Annotated in this window: 17 protein-coding genes; 7 read left to right on the top strand and 10 right to left on the bottom strand. The window is 58.3% G+C overall.

Going from position 1 to position 17,340, the window contains the following annotated elements:
• From leuS to holA, 3 genes are read left to right on the top strand one after another with little or no spacing between them, the layout of a single operon-like run.
• Window positions 1-2,628: a leucine--tRNA ligase gene (gene leuS / locus GVI59_RS10290; RefSeq protein ID WP_173574314.1), complete on the top strand. Its 2,628-nt coding sequence runs from the start codon at window positions 1-3 to the stop codon at window positions 2,626-2,628.
• Window positions 2,625-3,326, top strand: coding sequence for a hypothetical protein (locus GVI59_RS10285; RefSeq protein ID WP_408736614.1), 702 nt, complete (start codon window positions 2,625-2,627; stop codon window positions 3,324-3,326). The genes leuS and GVI59_RS10285 overlap by 4 nt, the downstream gene beginning before the upstream one ends.
• Before the next feature lie 60 nt (window positions 3,327-3,386).
• Entirely contained in the window at window positions 3,387-4,400 is a 1,014-nt protein-coding gene (gene holA, locus GVI59_RS10280) for a DNA polymerase III subunit delta (protein ID WP_173574312.1), read from the top strand.
• 4 nt (window positions 4,401-4,404) lie between these two features.
• On the opposite strand, the gene scpB is transcribed toward holA, so the two are convergent.
• The 5 genes from scpB to GVI59_RS10255 form a co-directional block, all read right to left on the bottom strand.
• A complete protein-coding gene (gene scpB, locus GVI59_RS10275; protein WP_242013057.1) occupies window positions 4,405-5,298 on the bottom strand; it encodes an SMC-Scp complex subunit ScpB in 894 nt (297 codons plus the stop codon).
• Window positions 5,295-6,170 carry a segregation and condensation protein A gene (locus GVI59_RS10270; RefSeq protein WP_173574194.1) on the bottom strand — a complete coding sequence of 292 codons (876 nt, stop codon included), beginning with the start codon at window positions 6,168-6,170 and terminating at the stop codon, window positions 5,295-5,297. The genes scpB and GVI59_RS10270 overlap by 4 nt, the downstream gene beginning before the upstream one ends.
• Window positions 6,139-7,194, bottom strand: coding sequence for an SPOR domain-containing protein (locus GVI59_RS10265; protein ID WP_173574193.1), 1,056 nt, complete (start codon window positions 7,192-7,194; stop codon window positions 6,139-6,141). Before GVI59_RS10265 ends, GVI59_RS10270 begins: the two co-directional genes overlap by 32 nt.
• A complete protein-coding gene (gene argS, locus GVI59_RS10260; protein ID WP_173574192.1) occupies window positions 7,191-8,978 on the bottom strand; it encodes an arginine--tRNA ligase in 1,788 nt (595 codons plus the stop codon). Before argS ends, GVI59_RS10265 begins: the two co-directional genes overlap by 4 nt.
• A 126-nt stretch (window positions 8,979-9,104) precedes the next feature.
• Window positions 9,105-10,046 carry a LysR substrate-binding domain-containing protein gene (locus GVI59_RS10255; RefSeq protein ID WP_173574191.1) on the bottom strand — a complete coding sequence of 314 codons (942 nt, stop codon included), beginning with the start codon at window positions 10,044-10,046 and terminating at the stop codon, window positions 9,105-9,107.
• Window positions 10,047-10,154: 108 nt separating this feature from the next.
• Between GVI59_RS10255 and GVI59_RS10250 the strand changes: the two genes are divergently transcribed.
• On the top strand, window positions 10,155-10,688 hold the full coding sequence (locus tag GVI59_RS10250; protein ID WP_173574190.1) for a lipocalin-like domain-containing protein: 534 nt from the start codon (window positions 10,155-10,157) through the stop codon (window positions 10,686-10,688).
• On the opposite strand, the gene GVI59_RS10245 is transcribed toward GVI59_RS10250, so the two are convergent.
• Window positions 10,663-11,031: a hypothetical protein gene (locus tag GVI59_RS10245; protein ID WP_173574189.1), complete on the bottom strand. Its 369-nt coding sequence runs from the start codon at window positions 11,029-11,031 to the stop codon at window positions 10,663-10,665. The two genes, GVI59_RS10250 and GVI59_RS10245, sit on opposite strands and share 26 nt — an antisense overlap.
• Before the next feature lie 123 nt (window positions 11,032-11,154).
• Complete coding sequence (locus GVI59_RS19385) at window positions 11,155-12,246, bottom strand: glycosyltransferase (RefSeq protein WP_173574188.1); 1,092 nt, start codon at window positions 12,244-12,246, stop codon at window positions 11,155-11,157.
• Between the two features lie 197 nt (window positions 12,247-12,443).
• Here GVI59_RS19385 and GVI59_RS10235 point away from each other — a divergent pair, with 197 nt between their 5' ends.
• The 3 genes from GVI59_RS10235 to GVI59_RS10225 all read left to right on the top strand — a co-directional run bounded on the left by GVI59_RS10235 (window position 12,444) and on the right by GVI59_RS10225 (window position 14,298).
• Window positions 12,444-12,617 (top strand): hypothetical protein, encoded by a 174-nt coding sequence (locus GVI59_RS10235; protein WP_242013056.1) that lies wholly within the window; start codon window positions 12,444-12,446, stop codon window positions 12,615-12,617.
• 198 nt (window positions 12,618-12,815) lie between these two features.
• Complete coding sequence (locus GVI59_RS10230) at window positions 12,816-13,967, top strand: site-specific integrase (protein ID WP_173574187.1); 1,152 nt, start codon at window positions 12,816-12,818, stop codon at window positions 13,965-13,967.
• A gap of 91 nt (window positions 13,968-14,058) precedes the next feature.
• Complete coding sequence (locus tag GVI59_RS10225; RefSeq protein ID WP_338422094.1) at window positions 14,059-14,298, top strand: hypothetical protein; 240 nt, start codon at window positions 14,059-14,061, stop codon at window positions 14,296-14,298.
• A 125-nt stretch (window positions 14,299-14,423) separates the two neighbouring features.
• Here the strand turns inward: GVI59_RS10225 and GVI59_RS10220 are convergent, their stop codons facing one another.
• The 3 genes from GVI59_RS10220 to GVI59_RS10210 all read right to left on the bottom strand — a co-directional run bounded on the left by GVI59_RS10220 (window position 14,424) and on the right by GVI59_RS10210 (window position 17,028).
• Entirely contained in the window at window positions 14,424-14,708 is a 285-nt protein-coding gene (locus tag GVI59_RS10220) for a carboxymuconolactone decarboxylase family protein (RefSeq protein WP_077929795.1), read from the bottom strand.
• Between the two features lie 788 nt (window positions 14,709-15,496).
• A complete protein-coding gene (locus GVI59_RS10215) occupies window positions 15,497-16,294 on the bottom strand; it encodes an ABC transporter permease (protein WP_173574186.1) in 798 nt (265 codons plus the stop codon).
• Window positions 16,291-17,028, bottom strand: coding sequence for an ABC transporter ATP-binding protein (locus GVI59_RS10210; RefSeq protein WP_242013055.1), 738 nt, complete (start codon window positions 17,026-17,028; stop codon window positions 16,291-16,293). Before GVI59_RS10210 ends, GVI59_RS10215 begins: the two co-directional genes overlap by 4 nt.
• Between the last annotated feature and the right edge of the window lie 312 nt (window positions 17,029-17,340).

Here is a 17,340-nt window from a genome sequence, read left to right as displayed (position 1 = left end):
ATGACTGCCGACGATACCCCCGCAAGCTACGATTTCCGCTCGGTGGAGACCCGTTGGCAACAGGAATGGGACAAGGAAGGTGTGTTCACCGTTCCCGACGTGCCGCCTGCCGACAAGCCGAAATACTACGTACTGGAGATGTTCCCCTACCCGTCGGGACAGCTTCACATGGGACATGTCCGCAACTACGCGCTGGGCGATGTCGTCGCCCGCTATAAGCGCGCGCGCGGCTTTTCCGTGCTGCATCCCATGGGCTGGGACGCTTTCGGCCTGCCCGCCGAGAACGCCGCCCGCGAGCGTGGCGTGCACCCGAAAGAATGGACGCTCGCCAACATCGCCGCGATGCGCGAGACGCTGAAGCGCCTCGGTTTCTCCCTGAACTGGGATCGCGAAATCGCCACCTGTCTGCCGGATTATTACGGCAAGCAGCAGAAGATTTTCCTCGACTTCCTGAAAGCCGGTCTCGTTGACCGTCGTGAGTCTTGGGTCAACTGGGACCCGATCGACAACACGGTTCTGGCCAACGAGCAGGTCGTGGACGGCAAAGGCTGGCGCTCCGGCGCGCCCATCGAGAAGAAGAAACTCTCGCAGTGGTTCCTGAAAATCACGCAGTTCGCGCCGGACCTGCTGGACAGCCTCAAGACGCTGGATCGCTGGCCGGAGCGCGTCCGCACCATGCAGGAGCGCTGGATCGGACGCTCCGATGGCGCGCGCCTGCGCTTCCCGCTGGCACATCCGCCTGCCGGTTTCAATGAAGACCTGAACGCGGTCGAGGTGTTCACCACCCGCCCGGACACGCTGTTCGGCATGTCGTTCCTCGCCATCGCGGCGGATCACCCGCTGGCGGCCAAGGTCGCCGAGACCAATCCGGAAGCGGCCGAGTTCATCGCTGAATGTCGTCGCATGGGTACGTCGGTGGAAGCGGTCGAGACCGCCGAGAAGCGCGGCTTCGATACCGGCCTGAAGGTCAGCCATCCTTTCCTGCCGGACGCCTCCTTCCCCGTATGGATCGCCAATTTCGTGCTGATGGACTACGGCACCGGCGCCCTGTTCGGCTGCCCGTCCGGCGACCAGCGTGACCTCGACTTCGCGCATAAATACAATCTGCCGGTCGTCCCCGTCGTCCTGCCTGCTGGCGAGACACAGGACAGCTTCACCATCACCGACAAGGCGTGGACCGGTGACGGCACCATGATCAATTCGGGTTTCCTCGATGGCCGGACCACCGACGAAACCCGCAAAGAAGCCATCCAACGTCTGGAAGGACTCGGCGTCGGCACCGGCGTGGTGAACTGGCGTCTGCGCGACTGGGGCGTGTCCCGTCAGCGTTACTGGGGCTGCCCGATTCCCATCATCCACTGCGAAAGCTGTGGCGCGGTCCCCGTGCCGGACGAGCAGCTTCCGGTCGAACTGCCGGAAGATGTGACGTTCGATCGTCCCGGCAATCCGCTCGACCACCATCCGGCATGGAAGCATGTGGACTGTCCGAAGTGCGGCAAGCCCGCGACACGTGAGACCGACACGTTCGACACGTTCGTGGACAGTTCGTGGTATTTCGCCCGCTTCACAGCACCACACGCCGCCACACCGACCAACAAGGCGGCGGCTGATGGCTGGCTGGCCGTGGACCAGTATATCGGCGGCATCGAGCATGCGATCCTGCATCTGCTCTATGCCCGCTTCTTCACCAAGGCGATGAAGGCCACCGGCTATCTCGACGTCTCCGAGCCGTTCTCCGGCCTGTTCACACAGGGCATGGTGAATCACGAGAGCTACAAGGACGTGAACGGCGCGTGGCTCTATCCGGAAGAGGTCGTGCGCAGCGGCACGGGTGCGACGCACCACGAAACGGGCGAGCCGGTCACCATCGGTCGCGTCGAGAAGATGTCGAAATCCAAGCGCAACACGGTCGCGCCGGTCGCCATCATCGACCGTTTCGGCGCGGACACGGCGCGCTGGTTCGTGCTGTCCGACAGCCCGCCGGAACGCGACATGGAGTGGACGGAAGCCGGCGTGGCCGGGTCCGGTCGTTTCGTGCAGCGTCTGTTCCGTATCGTGAAACAGGTGGCCGCAAGCTGCCCGGTCGATGCCGCACCTTCCACCGGCGATATGCCGGAAGCGGTCGATACGCTCCGTCGCACGACGCATCGCACCATCGCTGCTGTCACGGAAGCGCTGGAAGCGTTTACCGTGAACGTCGCCGTCGCACGTCTGCACGAACTGACATCCGCTCTGGCCGACGCCGAGAAGAAAGCCGGTGAAGACGGCATGGCCTTCGCCCGGCGTGAGGCCGCCCGCACGCTCTGCCTGCTGACCGCGCCGATGATGCCGCATCTGGCGGAAGAACTGTTCTCCACGCTGGAGCCCGGCAAGGGGCTGGTGGCTCAGCAGGCATGGCCACAAGCCGATCCCACGCTGCTGGCCGTCACCCGCGTCAAGCTGGCGGTGCAGATCATGGGCAAGCTGCGCGGCACGATCGAGGCCGAGCCGGACGAGGCGGCGGACGCCGTGATCGCCCGCGCCGAAGCCGAGCCGAACGTGGCGCGGCTGCTGGAAGGCCAGAAAATCGTCAAGCGCATCCATGTGCCGAACCGCATCGTCAATTTCGTGGTGGCGAAGGCAGGATGATGACCGACCGCAGCTTTCTCTCCCGCTGGCTGCGCAGGCAGACGGTTCCGGTCATGCTTGCCCTCCCGCTCCTTCTGAGTGGCTGCGGTTTTCACGCGCTTTACGAAGACACGAAGCAGCATCCCGGCGTCAGCGAGAAGATGAAGCGGGTCTATATCGCCAGCATCCCCGACCGGTTCGGGCAGATGACCCGTCTGGCGTTGCAGCAGGAATTCGCTGGAGCGGGACCGGAAGATCCCGATGGCTATACGCTGCAGGTCAATCCAAGTATGGAACTCGAATCCATCGACGTGCATGAAGACAATACATCCGGACGCATGCGTGCTGTCGGACGGGCGCACTGGTCTCTCTACACGGTGGAACAGTCACCCCGCCTTCTTGCACAGGGTGAAACCACAACCATGGACGGCATAAACAACACGTTCGAACAGTATTTCGCGCAGAATCTGAACATGGAGACGCTTCAGGCCCGTATCGCGAAGACACTGGCGGAAAGCGTCACGCAACAGGTGGCGATCTGGTTCGAGACTCAGGTTGCAGGCGCAGCCAACAACAAGCCAGCCGCGGTCTTCTATCCCAACACCGACCTGATGCCGCGTTCGGACACGGAACAGCCTGTTGACCGGGCGGGTCCGGACGGCGTGCCAGCCATGGCCACCGGACGTCTTGATCCAAACAATGACGATCCGACCAATTGATCCGATGATCACTGACCGAATGAGCGTGGAGGCTGTCCCTCCATCGCTTTTCGTTCCGTGGTGAAGATTGATTCCCGCTCGGTCGGGAAAGTGCTGGGCGCACCGGACAACTGGCGCTTCGTGCTCCTGCATGGTGATGATAGTGGCCTGATCCGGGAACATGCGGCCGCTCTGACACGCCGTTCCGCAGGCTCGCTCGACGACCCGTTCCGGGTCTCCCTGCTCGCCCGCGACGATCATCCCCGTTTTGAGGAAGAAGCGACGGCGCTATCTCTTGATGGCGGTCGCCGGGTTGTCTGGGTGCGTGAAGCGACCGATGGACTGGCGACCGCCGTCACATCGGTTCTCGACAGTCCGGCGAACAGCCTGATCATTCTGGAAGCCGGCGCTCTTCCGGCACGAGGCAAACTCCGCAAGCTGGCGGAAACCCGACAGGATTCCGCCTCCATCGGCTGCTACCCGGAAGAAGGCCGGGCGCTCGAAGGGTCCGTGCGCCGGATGCTGGAAGAGCGACATGTCCGGATCAGCAGCGAGGCGCTGGGTTGGCTGGCTGGCCGCCTTGGCGCGGACCGGGCCGGGGTCCGCAATGAAGTGGAAAAACTGGCGCTCTACGCTGGCGAAAACGGCGAACTGCATCTCGACGATCTGATGCTCTGCATTGGTGATTCCGGCTCGGCTTCCGTCGATGACGCCGTCTTTCTCGCCATGGAAGGCGACAGGGCCGGTGCGGACCTTGCGCTGGAACGGGCGTTGTCCGAAGGCGCGAATCCTGTGGCCGTCGCCCGTGTTCTGCTCAGCCACATTGGACGCCTGCGCCGCGTGAAGGCGGAGCTCGAACGCGGGCAGAGCCGGGCGGACGCCATGAAGGCGCTCCGTCCTCCCGTCTTTTTCAAGAAGCAGCAGTCATTCGAACGGGCGCTGGACGTCTGGTCGCTCCCGGCCCTGCTGGATTTGGCCAGACGGACACAGGCGTTCGAGTTCGCCTGCAAACAGACCGGCTCCATGGACATACTGCTGTGCCGTCGTCACTTGGCCGCAATCGCCGCCAAGGCCGCACCAGGCCGCCGACGCTGACAGATCAGTCTTCCGCCAGACCGGCATGAGCTTCGGCAGGAGACGCCTCTTCCTCCACAATGACGCCCTCCGCCTCTTCAACCGGTGTGGGACGAGGCGCCAGCAGATCGGCTGTATTTTCCGCAGGCCGTCTTGGCGAGGTCGGCATGTCGCCCATCAGTTCCTCCCGGCGCGGCAGGTCATTGAGGCTTTTCAGCCCGAAATGGCGCAGAAAGTCGGGCGTTGTGCCCCACAACACCGGGCGTCCCGGCACTTCCTTGCGGCCACGCGGTGCGATCAGTGATTCCTCGATCAGCGTATCAAGCGTGTTCTGATTGACGCTGACCCCGCGAATTTCCTCAATCTCGGCGCGGGTGCAGGGCTGGTGATAGGCAATGATCGCCAGCGTCTCCATCGTCGCCCGCTGAAGCCTGCGCGGCTTGGGCATGACCCGTGTCAGGCGGGGCGCAAGATCGGCGGCGGTGCGGAACTGCCAGCCGCCAGCCACTTCCACCGGCACAACGCCGCGCCCTTCATAACGGGACACAAGGGACGTCAGCACGGCGCGAACATAGGCTCCGATATCATCCACAGCATCGGGGATCAGCCCCTGCCCTTCGAGCAGTCCCAGAACGGCCCGGGCGCTCACGGGGTCAGTGCTGGCGAAAATCATCGCCTCCACAAGCCGGACCGCTTCGTCAGAAGGCGTTGTCTGGGCTGGGGACTGCCTTTCGCTCTGAACGAGCGCTGCGATCACAGCAGCCTTTTCGTCCACAGACCCGACAGCTTCGGAAGCAGGGTTTTCCATCAGAACATCGACCTGCGCAGAGATCTGCTGTTCGGCCAGAGGATGGCTCTCCGGGGACAATCCAGCCGGAGCGACGCTGTCTTCGTCCGGTGACTGCACGGTGTCATTCATGCCTTTTCCCCCTGCGGCCTGAGCATGATCCGCCCGAACGCCTCTTCCTGTTTCAGTTCCAGCATGCCGCTCTTGGCCAGTTCCAGACCGGCGATCAGCGTGCCCGCCATCGCCGCACGTCGGATTCGCACGCCTTCGACCTCATCGGTGCCGTCGGGAAGATCCGGCATGAAATCGTCCAGCGCATTCCAGCCCGGTGGCGTGCTGCCCAGCAGCTTGCGCAGCCGGGCCAGCGCATCCTGTACGGACCAGAACCGGATGGTGCGCGGCGTGTAAATCCGATGGCGCGCCGAACGACGGATGACGGCCATATAAGCCCGCATCAGCTGTGGCACGTCGAGCGCCAGACCGGACCGGTCGATTTCAACAAGTGTTTCGCTTGCGCCCCGGGAAAAGACATCGCGCCCAAGCTGCGGGCGAGCCGCCATCCATTCGGCGGCCGCTCCGATACGGGCCAGTTCCTCCAGCCGGGCGGCGAGAAGTTCCGCCGCATCCTCGGCTTCCTCGTCGGGACCATCTTCCGGTGGCAGCAGCAGGCGCGATTTCAGCCAGGCCAGCCACGCCGCCATGACCAGCCAGTCGGCGGCAAGCTCCAGACGGATCGACCGGGCGGACTCCACAACGGCGAGGTACTGTTCGACAAGCTGGAGGATCGAGATCCTGGCCAGATCGACCTTCTGCGCCCGCGCAAGGTCGAGCAGCAGATCGAGCGGCCCCTCGAATCCTTCCAGATGCAGCAGGGGTGACCGAAGCTCTCCCGCTTCTTCCTGCACTCCTGCCGTGCCATCGCCTTTTTCCGGACCGCATACGCCACGGAAGCCGAAGTCAGAGACCATGAACTCAGGGGCGCAGGACGTTACAGGCATGCCCATGTTCACGCAGGCTGTCACAGAACGACCGGGCGGACGCAATGCTGTCGAAACCCTTCGTGCGCAGACGGTAGAAAATCGCGTTGGTGTGGGTCACCTTCTCGATCACCGGAGAGCGTCCAGCCAACAGAGCAGGAGAAGCGCTCCTGATCCTGTCCCATTCCTTGAGGGCCGCATCCTGTGAATTGAGAGCGGCAAGCTGGACGCCATAAGGCCCGGAGGTCACGGCAGGAGCTGCCCGGGTTGCTTTCGCCGTTTCAGATTTCTCTGCGACCGGCTTCGACTCGGTGCTTGTGGATCTGGCAGTCGGGGCAGCCGGCTTTCTGGCTTCCGGCGCAGCCTCTTCAATCGCTCCGTTACCGACCTCCGCAGCGGGAGCCTCGTTTTCGGCGGAGGAAGACGCGGTCGTGCTGTCCTCGCTCGGCAGCCCCTTGCCGGGAACCGCTTTTTCCGGATCGACAGGCGTGCCTGACTCTTCCGATGCAGGAGCCTGCTCGCCCCCGGCTGCAGCGGTCTTTTCGTCCGCAGGGGCAGCGTCCTTGCCGGTTGCGTCCTGCGGCGATGCGCTCTCTGTCACGGCGCCCTCTTTCGCAGCAGCGCCATAGCGGGCCGCCAGCGCCGCCGGGTCAGGCTGCTCAGGAGACGGCGCAAGATGTGTCGCGCCCTGCTGTTCTGTCTCCATGGGCGGCGGCATCATGTCGTTGAGTTCCATCCCGCCCGGATCGAGAGGTTTTTCACGAATGGGTTCGGGAGGCGGTCCAAACACGGGAATGCCGCTCTGATGGTGGCCGATCAACGACCAGCCACCCACGCCAACCAGCAGCAGAGCGCCGAGCCCCACCGCGCCATAGGTCAGCGCGCGCGTTGTCCTGTCCGCAGGCAGAAACGAGGCGAGCGAAAACGCCCTGGCGCTCCGGTTACGGCGCGGCGGGGCAGGATCGTCGTCATAATCCGTCGCCATGCGCTCGCGGGCACGGCTGAGACGGTCTTCGTGTGGGTTGGGTGGCGGGGAATCGGTCTCGGTCATCGCATTTCCTCGACGGGCTCAACACCCATGACAGCCAGACCGGAGCGGATGGCCATGGCCGTCGCCGCTACCAGCGCCACACGGGCCAGTGTTCCTTCACGGTCATTTTCCTGCAGGAAGCGCAGGGTCGTCTCATCGCGTCCCCGGTTCCACAGCGCATGGAAGTCGGCAGCCAGATCACCCAGATAAAAGGCGATGCGATGCGGCTCGCGGGCGGCTGCGGCCCCTTCGATCGTACGGGGCCAGCTGGCGATCCGACGCAGCAGCGCAATCTCGGCGTCGGCAATGAGCAATTTGAGAGAGACCGTTTCCAGTGCAGCCGATGTGACAATATCCGCACCGAGCATCTCCTCGGCGGCACGCAGGACCGAGCGGCAGCGGGCATGGGCATACTGCACATAGAACACCGGGTTGTCGCGGGTCTGCGCCACCACGGCGTCCAGATCGAACTCCATCTGCGCGTCGCTCTTGCGGGTCAGCATGGTGAAGCGCACGGCGTCCTTGCCGACTTCATCCAGCAGGTCGCTCAGCGTCACGAACGTGCCCGCGCGCTTGGACATGCGGACCGGCTGGCCGTCGCGCACGATATGCACAATCTGGCACAGCGGCACTTCCAGCGGCACCTTGCCATCGGTCAGAGCCTTTACGGCTGCCTTCATGCGGCTGACATAGCCACCGTGATCCGCGCCCAGCACGTCGATCAGCACCTGCTCGCCACGCTCGACCTTATCGAGATGGTAGCCGATGTCATTGGCGAAATAGGTGTTGGTGCCGTCCGACTTGCGGAGCGGACGGTCCACGTCGTCGCCGAATTCCGTCGAGCGGAACAGGGTCTGCGGGCGGGCTTCCCAGTCATCCGGCAGCTTGCCCTTGGGCGGCTCCAGCACGCCTTCGTAAAGCAGGCCCTTCGCCTCAAGCGCCTTGATGGCACGGTCGGTGACGCCGTCCGCCAGCACCTTCGCCTCGGAGGTGAAGACGTCGTGCTTCACGCCGAGGGTCAGCAGGTCTTCGCGAATGCCGTCCATCATGCGGGCGACGGCGAAATCCTTGACCAGTGTGAACCATTTCTCTGCGGGTGCTGGCTTTGCGCCGTCCTCGGCGAGGGAAGTGCCGTGCGCTTCGGCCAGAGCCTGCCCGATGGGGATCAGATACTCGCCCTGATATTGCAGGCCATTCGGTGTGATGGCGTTGAACGCCTCGGCATCCATCGTCGAGCCGATGGCCTGGAGGTAGCGCCAGTAGGTCGCCCATGCCAGCGCCGCGACCTGATTGCCCGCGTCGTTGATGTAGAATTCCTTGGTGACGTCGTAGCCCGCCTTGGCCAGCAGATTGGCCAGCGCATCGCCGACCACCGCACCACGACAGTGACCGACATGGATCGGGCCGGTCGGGTTGCAGGAGACGTATTCGACGTTGACCTTCGTCCCCTTGCCGATCTGCGAGTCACCAAAGCCCTCGCCGGCTTTCAGCACGGAGGGGATGACGTCCTGCAGAACGGAATGGTTGAGGGTGATGTTGACGAAGCCCGGCCCGGCTGCCTCGGCGGAGGCGATGCCCTCGACGCCGAGCAGCGATGTCGCGATGTCAGCCGCAATATCGACGGGTTTGCGGCGGGCCGGTTTGGCGGCAATCAGCGCCGCGTTCGTGGCCATGTCACCATGAGCGGGGTCGCGTGTCGGGGTCAGTTCCACACGGGCGAGAAGATCCTCGCTGATATCCGGCACGATGCGACGCAGAACATCCAGTACATGTGCGCGGTAACGTTGGAACAGACAATCAGACATGCGTGCGGGCTCCCCCTTTTTGTTTGGCGCGTTTTTCTTCAGCGCCGTTTGATCCAGCGGATGTCGTCATACAGCGCAATGACGGGAAACGCGACTGCGGTGGGATCGAAAGGACGATAAACCCGATCAGCGTCGCAGGTCGGTCGCCAGTTCATCACCGAACCCGCCCGCGTCACGGAAAAACTCCCGCAACAGCTCCAGAAACGCCCGCACATTGGCGTTGGACTGCTGACGCGGCAGCATGACAGCGTAAAGATCGACCTTCTCACCATAAAAATCAGGCAGGATTCGGACCAGCCGCCCACTGGCTATATCCCGATAAACGTCACTCAGCAGTTTATAGGCGATTCCGCGTCCGGACACCGCCCAGTCATGGATGATCTCGCAGTTGGTGCTGGAGAGCTTCGGGTTCACCGTCACCACATGCTTCTCGTTCTCGTTGCCCACGGCCCATTTGTTGAGGACGGTCATTGTCTTCTGCCGCCGGATGCACAGGCATTCATGGCTGACGAGGTCATCCGGGGTCTGTGGCACCGGTCGATTCTCGAAATAGCTCGGGGAGGCGCAGAGCACCCTTCGCGTGGTGGCGAGAAGCGTGACGATTGATCCGGGCGTGTCGGGCAGACCAAGGCGGATATTGATATCCAGAAGACCGTCGCCGGGGTCGTGTATGCCTTCACTGGCCAGCACGAGGCTGATCTGAAGCTGGGGATAGCGTTCGCTGAACACCTCGATGAATGGCGCGATCTGCCGACGCCCCAGTTCCATCGGCGCTCCTACGATCAGGCTGCCCTGTGGCTCGCCACTGGATGAAGCGATCTCGTTTTCGAGTGTGTCGATTTCCGCGACAATGACCAGAGCCCGCTCATAATAGACCTGCCCGGCTTCACTGAGACGAAAAACGCGGGTGGTTCTGATGATGAGCGTCACACCGAGTCGCGCTTCAAGGGTCGCGAGCCTTCGGGAGATGACGGCGGGCGACGTGCCCACGGCGCGGGCGGCGGCGGTGATGCTCCCCGCATCGACGAGGTTGATGAAAAATCTCAGATCGCTGGCTTCGCCCTGCATGTCACTGGTCCATTGTTGCGTCAGCTGAAAAAGCGTTTTGTTTTTAAGGCCGCTACCGGATCACCATTTCTTGAGCGCATACTCCACTCAAATCAGAGGAGTTATGACGTGAATATCGTTCAGGAGAAAAGTCCCAAGACGGCAGAGCTGAAGTCTGCTGCGACAGACGCCGTCGTTTCGGATGAAAAAAACAAACATTTGTCTGAGCTGGTTGGCGAGGACCTCAAGAAGGCCCTGATCGGCACATGGCAGCTTGTTTCCTACCAGGTTGAGTTGCAGGAGACGGGTGAATTCATTGATGCGATGGGCGCGACCCCGCGCGGTCGTGTCATTTTCACGCCCGACAACTGGGTGGCTTTCAATCTGGAAGGCAGCAACCGCACGCCCGCGGAAACCGTGGATGATCATCTGGCGCTGCTGAACACGCTGGTGGCCTATATCGGTCGTTACCGCATTGAAGGAAACCAGTGGGTCACCACGGTGGAGACCGCCTGGGCGCCGCAGTGGGTCGGCACCGAACAACGTCGCACGGTGACGGTGGATGGTGAGTTCGCCAGTGTCATCACACCGTGGCGGAAAATGCCGAACTGGGGTGGCGGCAAGATGTCCCGCAGCATCATCCGCTTCCGCCGGGCTCATTAAAGCATTGCTCCATCATCGCACCGGCAGGCTTGGCTCCGGTGCGATGATGACCAGCAACGAAGCGGTCTGACGCGGTCATTTCTAAATGAGGTGCGAAACCTTCGGAGACGGCAATTTGCAAGGCGCGTGAGCCGGGCGAAAAGGTCGATCGCTCCATGAAGAGAGGACGAAACGTTTCCTCCACTATTCGATGGGTGCTGTCATTACAGCGACCAAAGAAAATTGTTGATTTAAGAAATTTCCAATCAATCCTTTTCTGCGCAGTCAGTCCAGCGTCGTTTGCAATAACAGATTGAACCCGTGTCGCCAGTTCAGCACTCTTGACAAAGTTCGTGATTTTCAAAGCGATCTCGGAAACCGTCTCGAATAAAATCCAACGTCCCTGAGCCCCATCCCCTTGAAAGCTGTCAGATCAGAGCAATGATCGGTTCATCGAATGAATCGGAATGGTGTGTCCCTACAGATCTTAAGCGGTGACGAGCTCTTTCCTTATTCTTTCAAGAATGAGCAAACCATTTTTCTGAAACGTATCCTGACCATAATGCGTTCTTACCTCATGCATGGCCTGTTTTCCCAAGCGTTCCAGCATGGAGGGGTCAGAAAATATCTTTTCAAGACTGGAACAGATCGTTTCAGGCAGAACATCCGTCAGGACAAACCCTGTTTCATGGTCACGCACACTTTTCTGAAGTTCTCCAACGGGTGTGGCGATGACCGGAAGACCTGCCGCCATGGCTTCATGAGCCGCAAGACACATTCCCTCAAATAATGATGGCTGGACATACACATGCAGGCCACCAAGAAAGGCCGCCGTATCCTGTTTCGATAAAAGACCGACCAGAGACACTTCATTTTGCATCTCGTAGCGATTGATCATGCCCTGAAGTTCAGCCCTCTGGTGTCCTTCTCCGACAATCGTAAGGCACACACGGTCTGCCAAACCGGGGTTTCTTTCCCGAAAAAGGTGCAATCCTTCCAGCAGAACGAAATAATTTTTCTGCTCCGCCAGCCTGCCGATGCTACCCAACCGCAGCATTCCCTCACCCTTCCAGTAATCTGGAACCGAGACCGAAGTATCGCAGCAATAAAGCGGCCAGGACATGATGTGATTTTTCGGCACACCCACATCGGTTTCCAGAAAGTCTGCCACAGTAGGAGAGTCCGCGATCCAGAGCTCTGAGTAATTTTGAATGGCTTTGGTATAGGATCGGACAGTCGCACTATGTTTCCAGCTGACAACAGGAACACCTGTCAGCTTTCCTGCTATCTGGCCGACAAAAGTCGCTGCGCTCAGAGAGGTCCAGATAACATCCGGCTTTGACCTGCGAATTATTTTAACAAGGCTGATTATATTTCTTATTTTACTGCGTTTTCGATTTGCCATGACTGTGTAGGGAAGCCCGGCTTCATCCAGACGGCCGGCTCCCAGCATATCGCGTGGCTCACAGCTTACGATATCAACGGTGTGTCCATATTTCTGAAACACTTCAACAATCTGGGGGATAACGAACTGAGTGCCGCCATTCTCAAGACTCGTAATTAAATAAAGGATTTTCACAATTTAAATATAACCTTTTCGCAGAGCCTAGGATAATTCCGTATTGTCTCCATTGATGAACAACAATGATATCCATCAAATGCACCTTATATATTGGGTTCGGCACTTTACAATTATATTCGCATGGATGCATCGCTCGGAATATTTAGATCTTCACCAAGTGGTCAACGCTGCTGCGGGCACTGATAGAAAAGGTTGTGCTGACACCCGGTCCGAACCGGGGCGAGATCGACGCGATGCTGTATGGGGAACTGGGGACGATCCTGAACTGGATCGAGCGGCAAGCCATTGGAAAGGCTGAAAAAAGAAACACTCCCGGAGCGATGCTCACGGGAGTGCCGGTATTCTATGGTTGCGGGGATAGGATTTGAACCTATGACCTTCAGGTTATGAGTTAGGGATTTAAGCCTACGCCCCTCCCCGCCCCAGCCGACAGAACTACGCCTTACCACGCAGAACCCTTTATTTTCCTTGAAAAAACGTCCCATCAGGCTACGCAATTGTCGTACCGGCTACGCCCGGTTTCGCATTCATCTGTTTCCTATGTGTTTCCTGCGATGAGGGCAAGCATGGCCAAGCTCAGCAAGAAAACCGTCACCTCTGCCGACCCGACAGAGAAGGATTATTTCCTCTGGGATGACAGCATTCCGGCCTTCGCAGTCCGGGTGTGGCCATCCGGCCGAAAGGTGTACGTCATTCATTATCGCGCCGGCGGCCGCATGCGCCGCTACACGATCGGACAACATGGGAGCCCATGGACGGCCGATCTAGCGCGTGAAGAAGCCATCAAGGTTCTTGCACGGGTTCATAGCGGCGAGAATCCCTCGGATGCTCGTGTAGAAGAACGCAAGGCGATGACCGTCAGGGAATTCAGCAACCGTTTTCTGGGCGAATATGTGGATGTCCACCTCAAACCAACGACCCAGAGCGAGTATAAGAGAGCTGTGGATCTGTTCATCGTTCCCAAATTCGGGACATGGCGGATGGCCGATATATCGCGGGCGGACGTCTCCGAATTCCATGGCGATATGCGACATATCCCTTATCAGGCCAATCGGACGCTCGGCGTACTGTCCAAAATGTTCAGCCTGGCAGACCTATGGAGCATTCGGACTGACGGTCTCAATCCGTGCCGCGGCGTTCAGCGCTATAAGGAAGAGAAGCGGGAGCGCTATCTAACCCAAGAAGAATATGCGCGCCTCGGCGCCGCGCTCAATGAAGCAGAGGATATGCCTGAGGCCGTCTGGGCAATCCGTCTGCTCGTCCTGACAGGTTGCCGGCTACGTGAAATCCAGACTCTGCAATGGAGCCACGTTTTCTTCGACCAATCCGAATTCAGGCTCCCTGACAGTAAAACAGGGGCTAAAATCGTCCTGATCGGACAAGCGGCCGTGAACGTAATCAAAGCCATCACCCGGCTGGAGGACAATCCTTATGTCATTACTGGACGGGAAAAAGGTGGCTATTTGACTGACCTACAAAAACCCTGGCGCCGCATTCGCAAAGCCGCGGGTCTGGACGACGTCAGGATTCATGATCTGCGCCATTCCTTCGCTTCTGACGCACTGGAAATGGGAGCTGACCTGACGATGATCGGTCGTATGCTGGGACATAGCGATATCAAGACGACAGCTCGTTACGCTCACTTAAAGCGGGAGAACGTGAGGCTCTCAACCAATCTTGTTTCCGAGAAAATCTCCGCAGCACTGCTGGGATGCTGAAAATAACAAACATCAACTCAGCGCTACTTGCGTGCAATGAATGGTTCGTTGCAGAAATTACAAAGGAAATAGATAATCTGATCTTTACGCGATTGAGGTCAACTTCGCCCTCACCCAGATCGCTCGAATGATCTCCATACTTATGAGGATCATGGTTATCGCCCCCCTGCTCGGCCCCTTGGCTGGCGGTCAACTTATCGAGCTGATTGGATGGCGTGGAATTTTCTGGACTCTCAGCGTGGTTGGAGTTTTGACACTATTAAGCATTCAACTGCTTCCGGAACGCTTCCTCTCTCGCTGCGGCAATGCCGCCCGTTTCATGATTGTATAAGAAGCAACCGTAGCATGGCGGGTTACGCTCTCCACTACCTGCTAGTCGGCAAAAAGATACCGAACTGTATCATTGGCGATGCAGTCATTCCACGGTGGATGAAGCACGTAATAGGGCATTGTCATCTACTCTGGCAAAATCCAGACCTCCTTGGGCTGCCCTGATACGGTATTCGGCCAGCCGGTATAAAGTGCGAGTTGGGTAACGAGGCCTGAAATGTCACGCGGCGTCACGCCGTGCTGAAGCGTGAGCTGAACATGGGACGTCAGTTGTGCCGCTTTGCCCGTGGCGATCAGCACGGACAGAGTGACGATGCTACGATCGAGGGGACTGACAGATTTTTCGCGCCAGACTTCTCCGAACAGCACTTTGTCCGTATAGTCGGCGAGCCCCGGAGCAAGAGCCTGCATGGCTTTGGGAGCGACCGAAGACCGCTTCTGAGAGAGCCGGTCCTGCTCCCATCGTCAGAGCCGCTGCTGCGGTTGGCATTATTTTCATGTCGCTTTCTCCGCGCATCGTCATGTGGTCATCGTTTTTTTCAAGGGAAAGAGATGCGCCATTTTCAGACGCCAGGCGGCATTTTCTGTGTTACTGAGAGCCTTGCGATATCGTGCGTGAGTTATCCCTCTGTCAGAGAAGCCATGTCGATGACAAAGCGGTAGCGTATGCCGTTGGTTCGTAGAAGCCTCCTATGAAACGGTCTACCAATATCCAGAACGCGCCCCAATTCCTTATCCGCTATCAGGCTCTCGACCATGTCCAGATCGCTGCCCTAACTGTGTAAAGCGCTTACCACATTATCCTGCGCCTGTGCGGCATCGTGCTCTCGTGATTTTCCGCCGCGTACCTCGTGATATCCTCTCACCAGAAGATGTTGGTCCGCACCCGTTATGAGGACGCTGCCGCAGAAAAGGGTTTAGTGCTCCATTTGCATACTTTTCTTCCGATCAAGCCGATAGCCCGTTACAAATGCGTTGGCCCGTTCATTCAGACGAACCCATTCTGACAACATGTCAGGGCCTATATCTAACTTAGACGCGATCAACAGCATTGCAGAGTAAAGTAGCTGATGATTTCTATTTTTTTGGATCATACAAACCGCACGTTCACGAAATTTGGGTAGAGAATGTTTCGGTTTATTAGTAATTACCATCTTTTATGTCACGGGCACTCCTACCTTCATAAAACTCAGAATGCTTTACTTCCTGAAAAGACGATCTAAGCGTAATCGTCCCCGACTATCACTCAGCCTTACGGCCGTTAAAACGGCAGCTAATGTAGCACCGATCATATTACCGCTGACAATCAGGCTCATCAGAACAATCTGATACTTCGAAGCTTCCATCGGGTTCATTCCCGCAAGAATCTGTCCTGTCATGATACCCGGCAATGTAATGATACCTGCAGCAGCCATCTGATTGAGCGTTGGAATTAACGCGGCACGAATTGCCTGCCGAATGGAAACATTCATTGCCTCCGTCCTGGTCGCACCCAGTGTCAGTCGTGCCTCTATGGCCGAACGTTCGCGCGATATCGTCGAAAGCAGTGTATTCATTGTCAGGCTAACAGCATTCATGACATTGCCCAGCAGCAGCCCTGTCATCGGAATTGCTGTGCGTGCCTGATACCATGGATGCGGCTGTAACGCCGTTAACAGACCAAGCAAGACGACAATCACTGTGCCGATAATGGTACTGCCACCTCCTATGCCAAAGTGCCAGTCTGGCGTCAGGCGCACCAGCTGCCGCGTACCAACCTCATATGAAGCGGCTGCAAACATGAAAACAAGCATCGCTATCGTCAGCCACACAGAGGAGCGACCAAAGATCAACAACAACACACTGCCGGCCAGAACCAATTGTACTACCATCCGCAAAGCCGCTATAAACAGCGCCTTCTGGATACCCAACGAGAACACGAGCGATAGTATTATACTGCCGAAAATCATTCCTCCTGCCAGTAACATGTCACCCGGAGTCATTAAGATAGCCGTCAAAACGCAACCCCGCTAAAATGGCCGTCGACGATATCGCAACGCTGATCCGCCATCCGCGATGCCTGCGCGAGATCATGCGAGACAAGAATAATTGTGGCTCCCTCTTCCATTCTGGCACGCATGACGGCTTCAACTAAGAGCGTAGTTCTACTGTCCAACGCCGAGCACGGCTCATCCATCAGCATGACCTGAGGGGCATTCAACAATCCGCGCACCAGAGCAAGGCGCTGCCGCTCACCTGTAGAGAGACGATGTATGGGGTCGTACAGCACACCGCGCCGCAAACCCAGATGTTCCATCAGAACGTAGGTTTGATCGTTGTCTGGCAGATGATCGAGTACGACATCGCTCCACCATCCTGATTCTGCTGGAAGATATAAAACCTGCTTCCGCCATGAGTGGGACGGCATAGCCGAACAGAAACGGCCATTCAAAGCCACATCCCCTTGATGAGGATCAAGATCCGCCATCATGCGCAACAAGACAGATTTTCCTGTCCCGGACATGCCAGTCACCACCAAGCATGTGCCTGCCGGTACATCAATATTAAACGGTCCCGCATGGGCATTACGTAACCCTCTCGCAGAAAATCCACGAGTAAGGACATCAACTGACGGTCGGAGCGCCTGATGAGAAAAATGTGAAAACATTAACCCTGCCACATTCATCCAACATAAGGCTTGTCGGTTCGTAGAAACAACCTGCGGGAAGCAACAAGCCGCATAATCAACCAAGTAACCACCATGTTCTTTCCGACGTCTGCAGCGCTCAAGAAGACCTTTAAGGTGGATGTTTTTATCTTCTATTTTCTTTCAATTATTTGGCCTTAGAATTTTAAGGCCATCTACTCATCATCCCGGCATATTCGCTACACCAACAAAAGAGGAAAAAGACTTTGTGACAATTTCACAAACCAAGATACTGCGACCTTCTCCATCGACGCGGATTTCTCACACTTGAGGCAATTTCGGGTCATTTTGTAGAATTCAGTCATCCCACAGGAGCCCGATCTGGAATATTGACGATATTCTGCTTCTGGCGGCGGG

Origin of the sequence: Acetobacter sicerae (assembly GCF_011516765.1) — a bacterium.
In the GTDB taxonomy this organism is placed as follows: Bacteria; Pseudomonadota; Alphaproteobacteria; order Acetobacterales; family Acetobacteraceae; genus Acetobacter; species Acetobacter sicerae.
This window is presented reverse-complemented; position numbering and strand designations above follow the sequence as displayed.

Excerpts from the sequence above, each read along its gene's own strand:
- leuS (WP_173574314.1), top strand. The coding sequence starts at position 1 with ATGACTGCCGACGATACCCCCGCAAGCTACGATTTCCGCTCGGTGGAG.
- GVI59_RS10285 (WP_408736614.1), top strand. The coding sequence starts at position 2,625 with ATGATGACCGACCGCAGCTTTCTCTCCCGCTGGCTGCGCAGGCAGACG.
- scpB (WP_242013057.1), bottom strand. The coding sequence starts at position 5,298 with ATGAATGACACCGTGCAGTCACCGGACGAAGACAGCGTCGCTCCGGCT.
- GVI59_RS10270 (WP_173574194.1), bottom strand. The coding sequence starts at position 6,170 with ATGGGCATGCCTGTAACGTCCTGCGCCCCTGAGTTCATGGTCTCTGAC.
- GVI59_RS10265 (WP_173574193.1), bottom strand. The coding sequence starts at position 7,194 with ATGACCGAGACCGATTCCCCGCCACCCAACCCACACGAAGACCGTCTC.
- argS (WP_173574192.1), bottom strand. The coding sequence starts at position 8,978 with ATGTCTGATTGTCTGTTCCAACGTTACCGCGCACATGTACTGGATGTT.
- GVI59_RS10255 (WP_173574191.1), bottom strand. The coding sequence starts at position 10,046 with ATGCAGGGCGAAGCCAGCGATCTGAGATTTTTCATCAACCTCGTCGAT.
- GVI59_RS10230 (WP_173574187.1), top strand. The coding sequence starts at position 12,816 with ATGGCCAAGCTCAGCAAGAAAACCGTCACCTCTGCCGACCCGACAGAG.
- GVI59_RS10220 (WP_077929795.1), bottom strand. The coding sequence starts at position 14,708 with ATGCAGGCTCTTGCTCCGGGGCTCGCCGACTATACGGACAAAGTGCTG.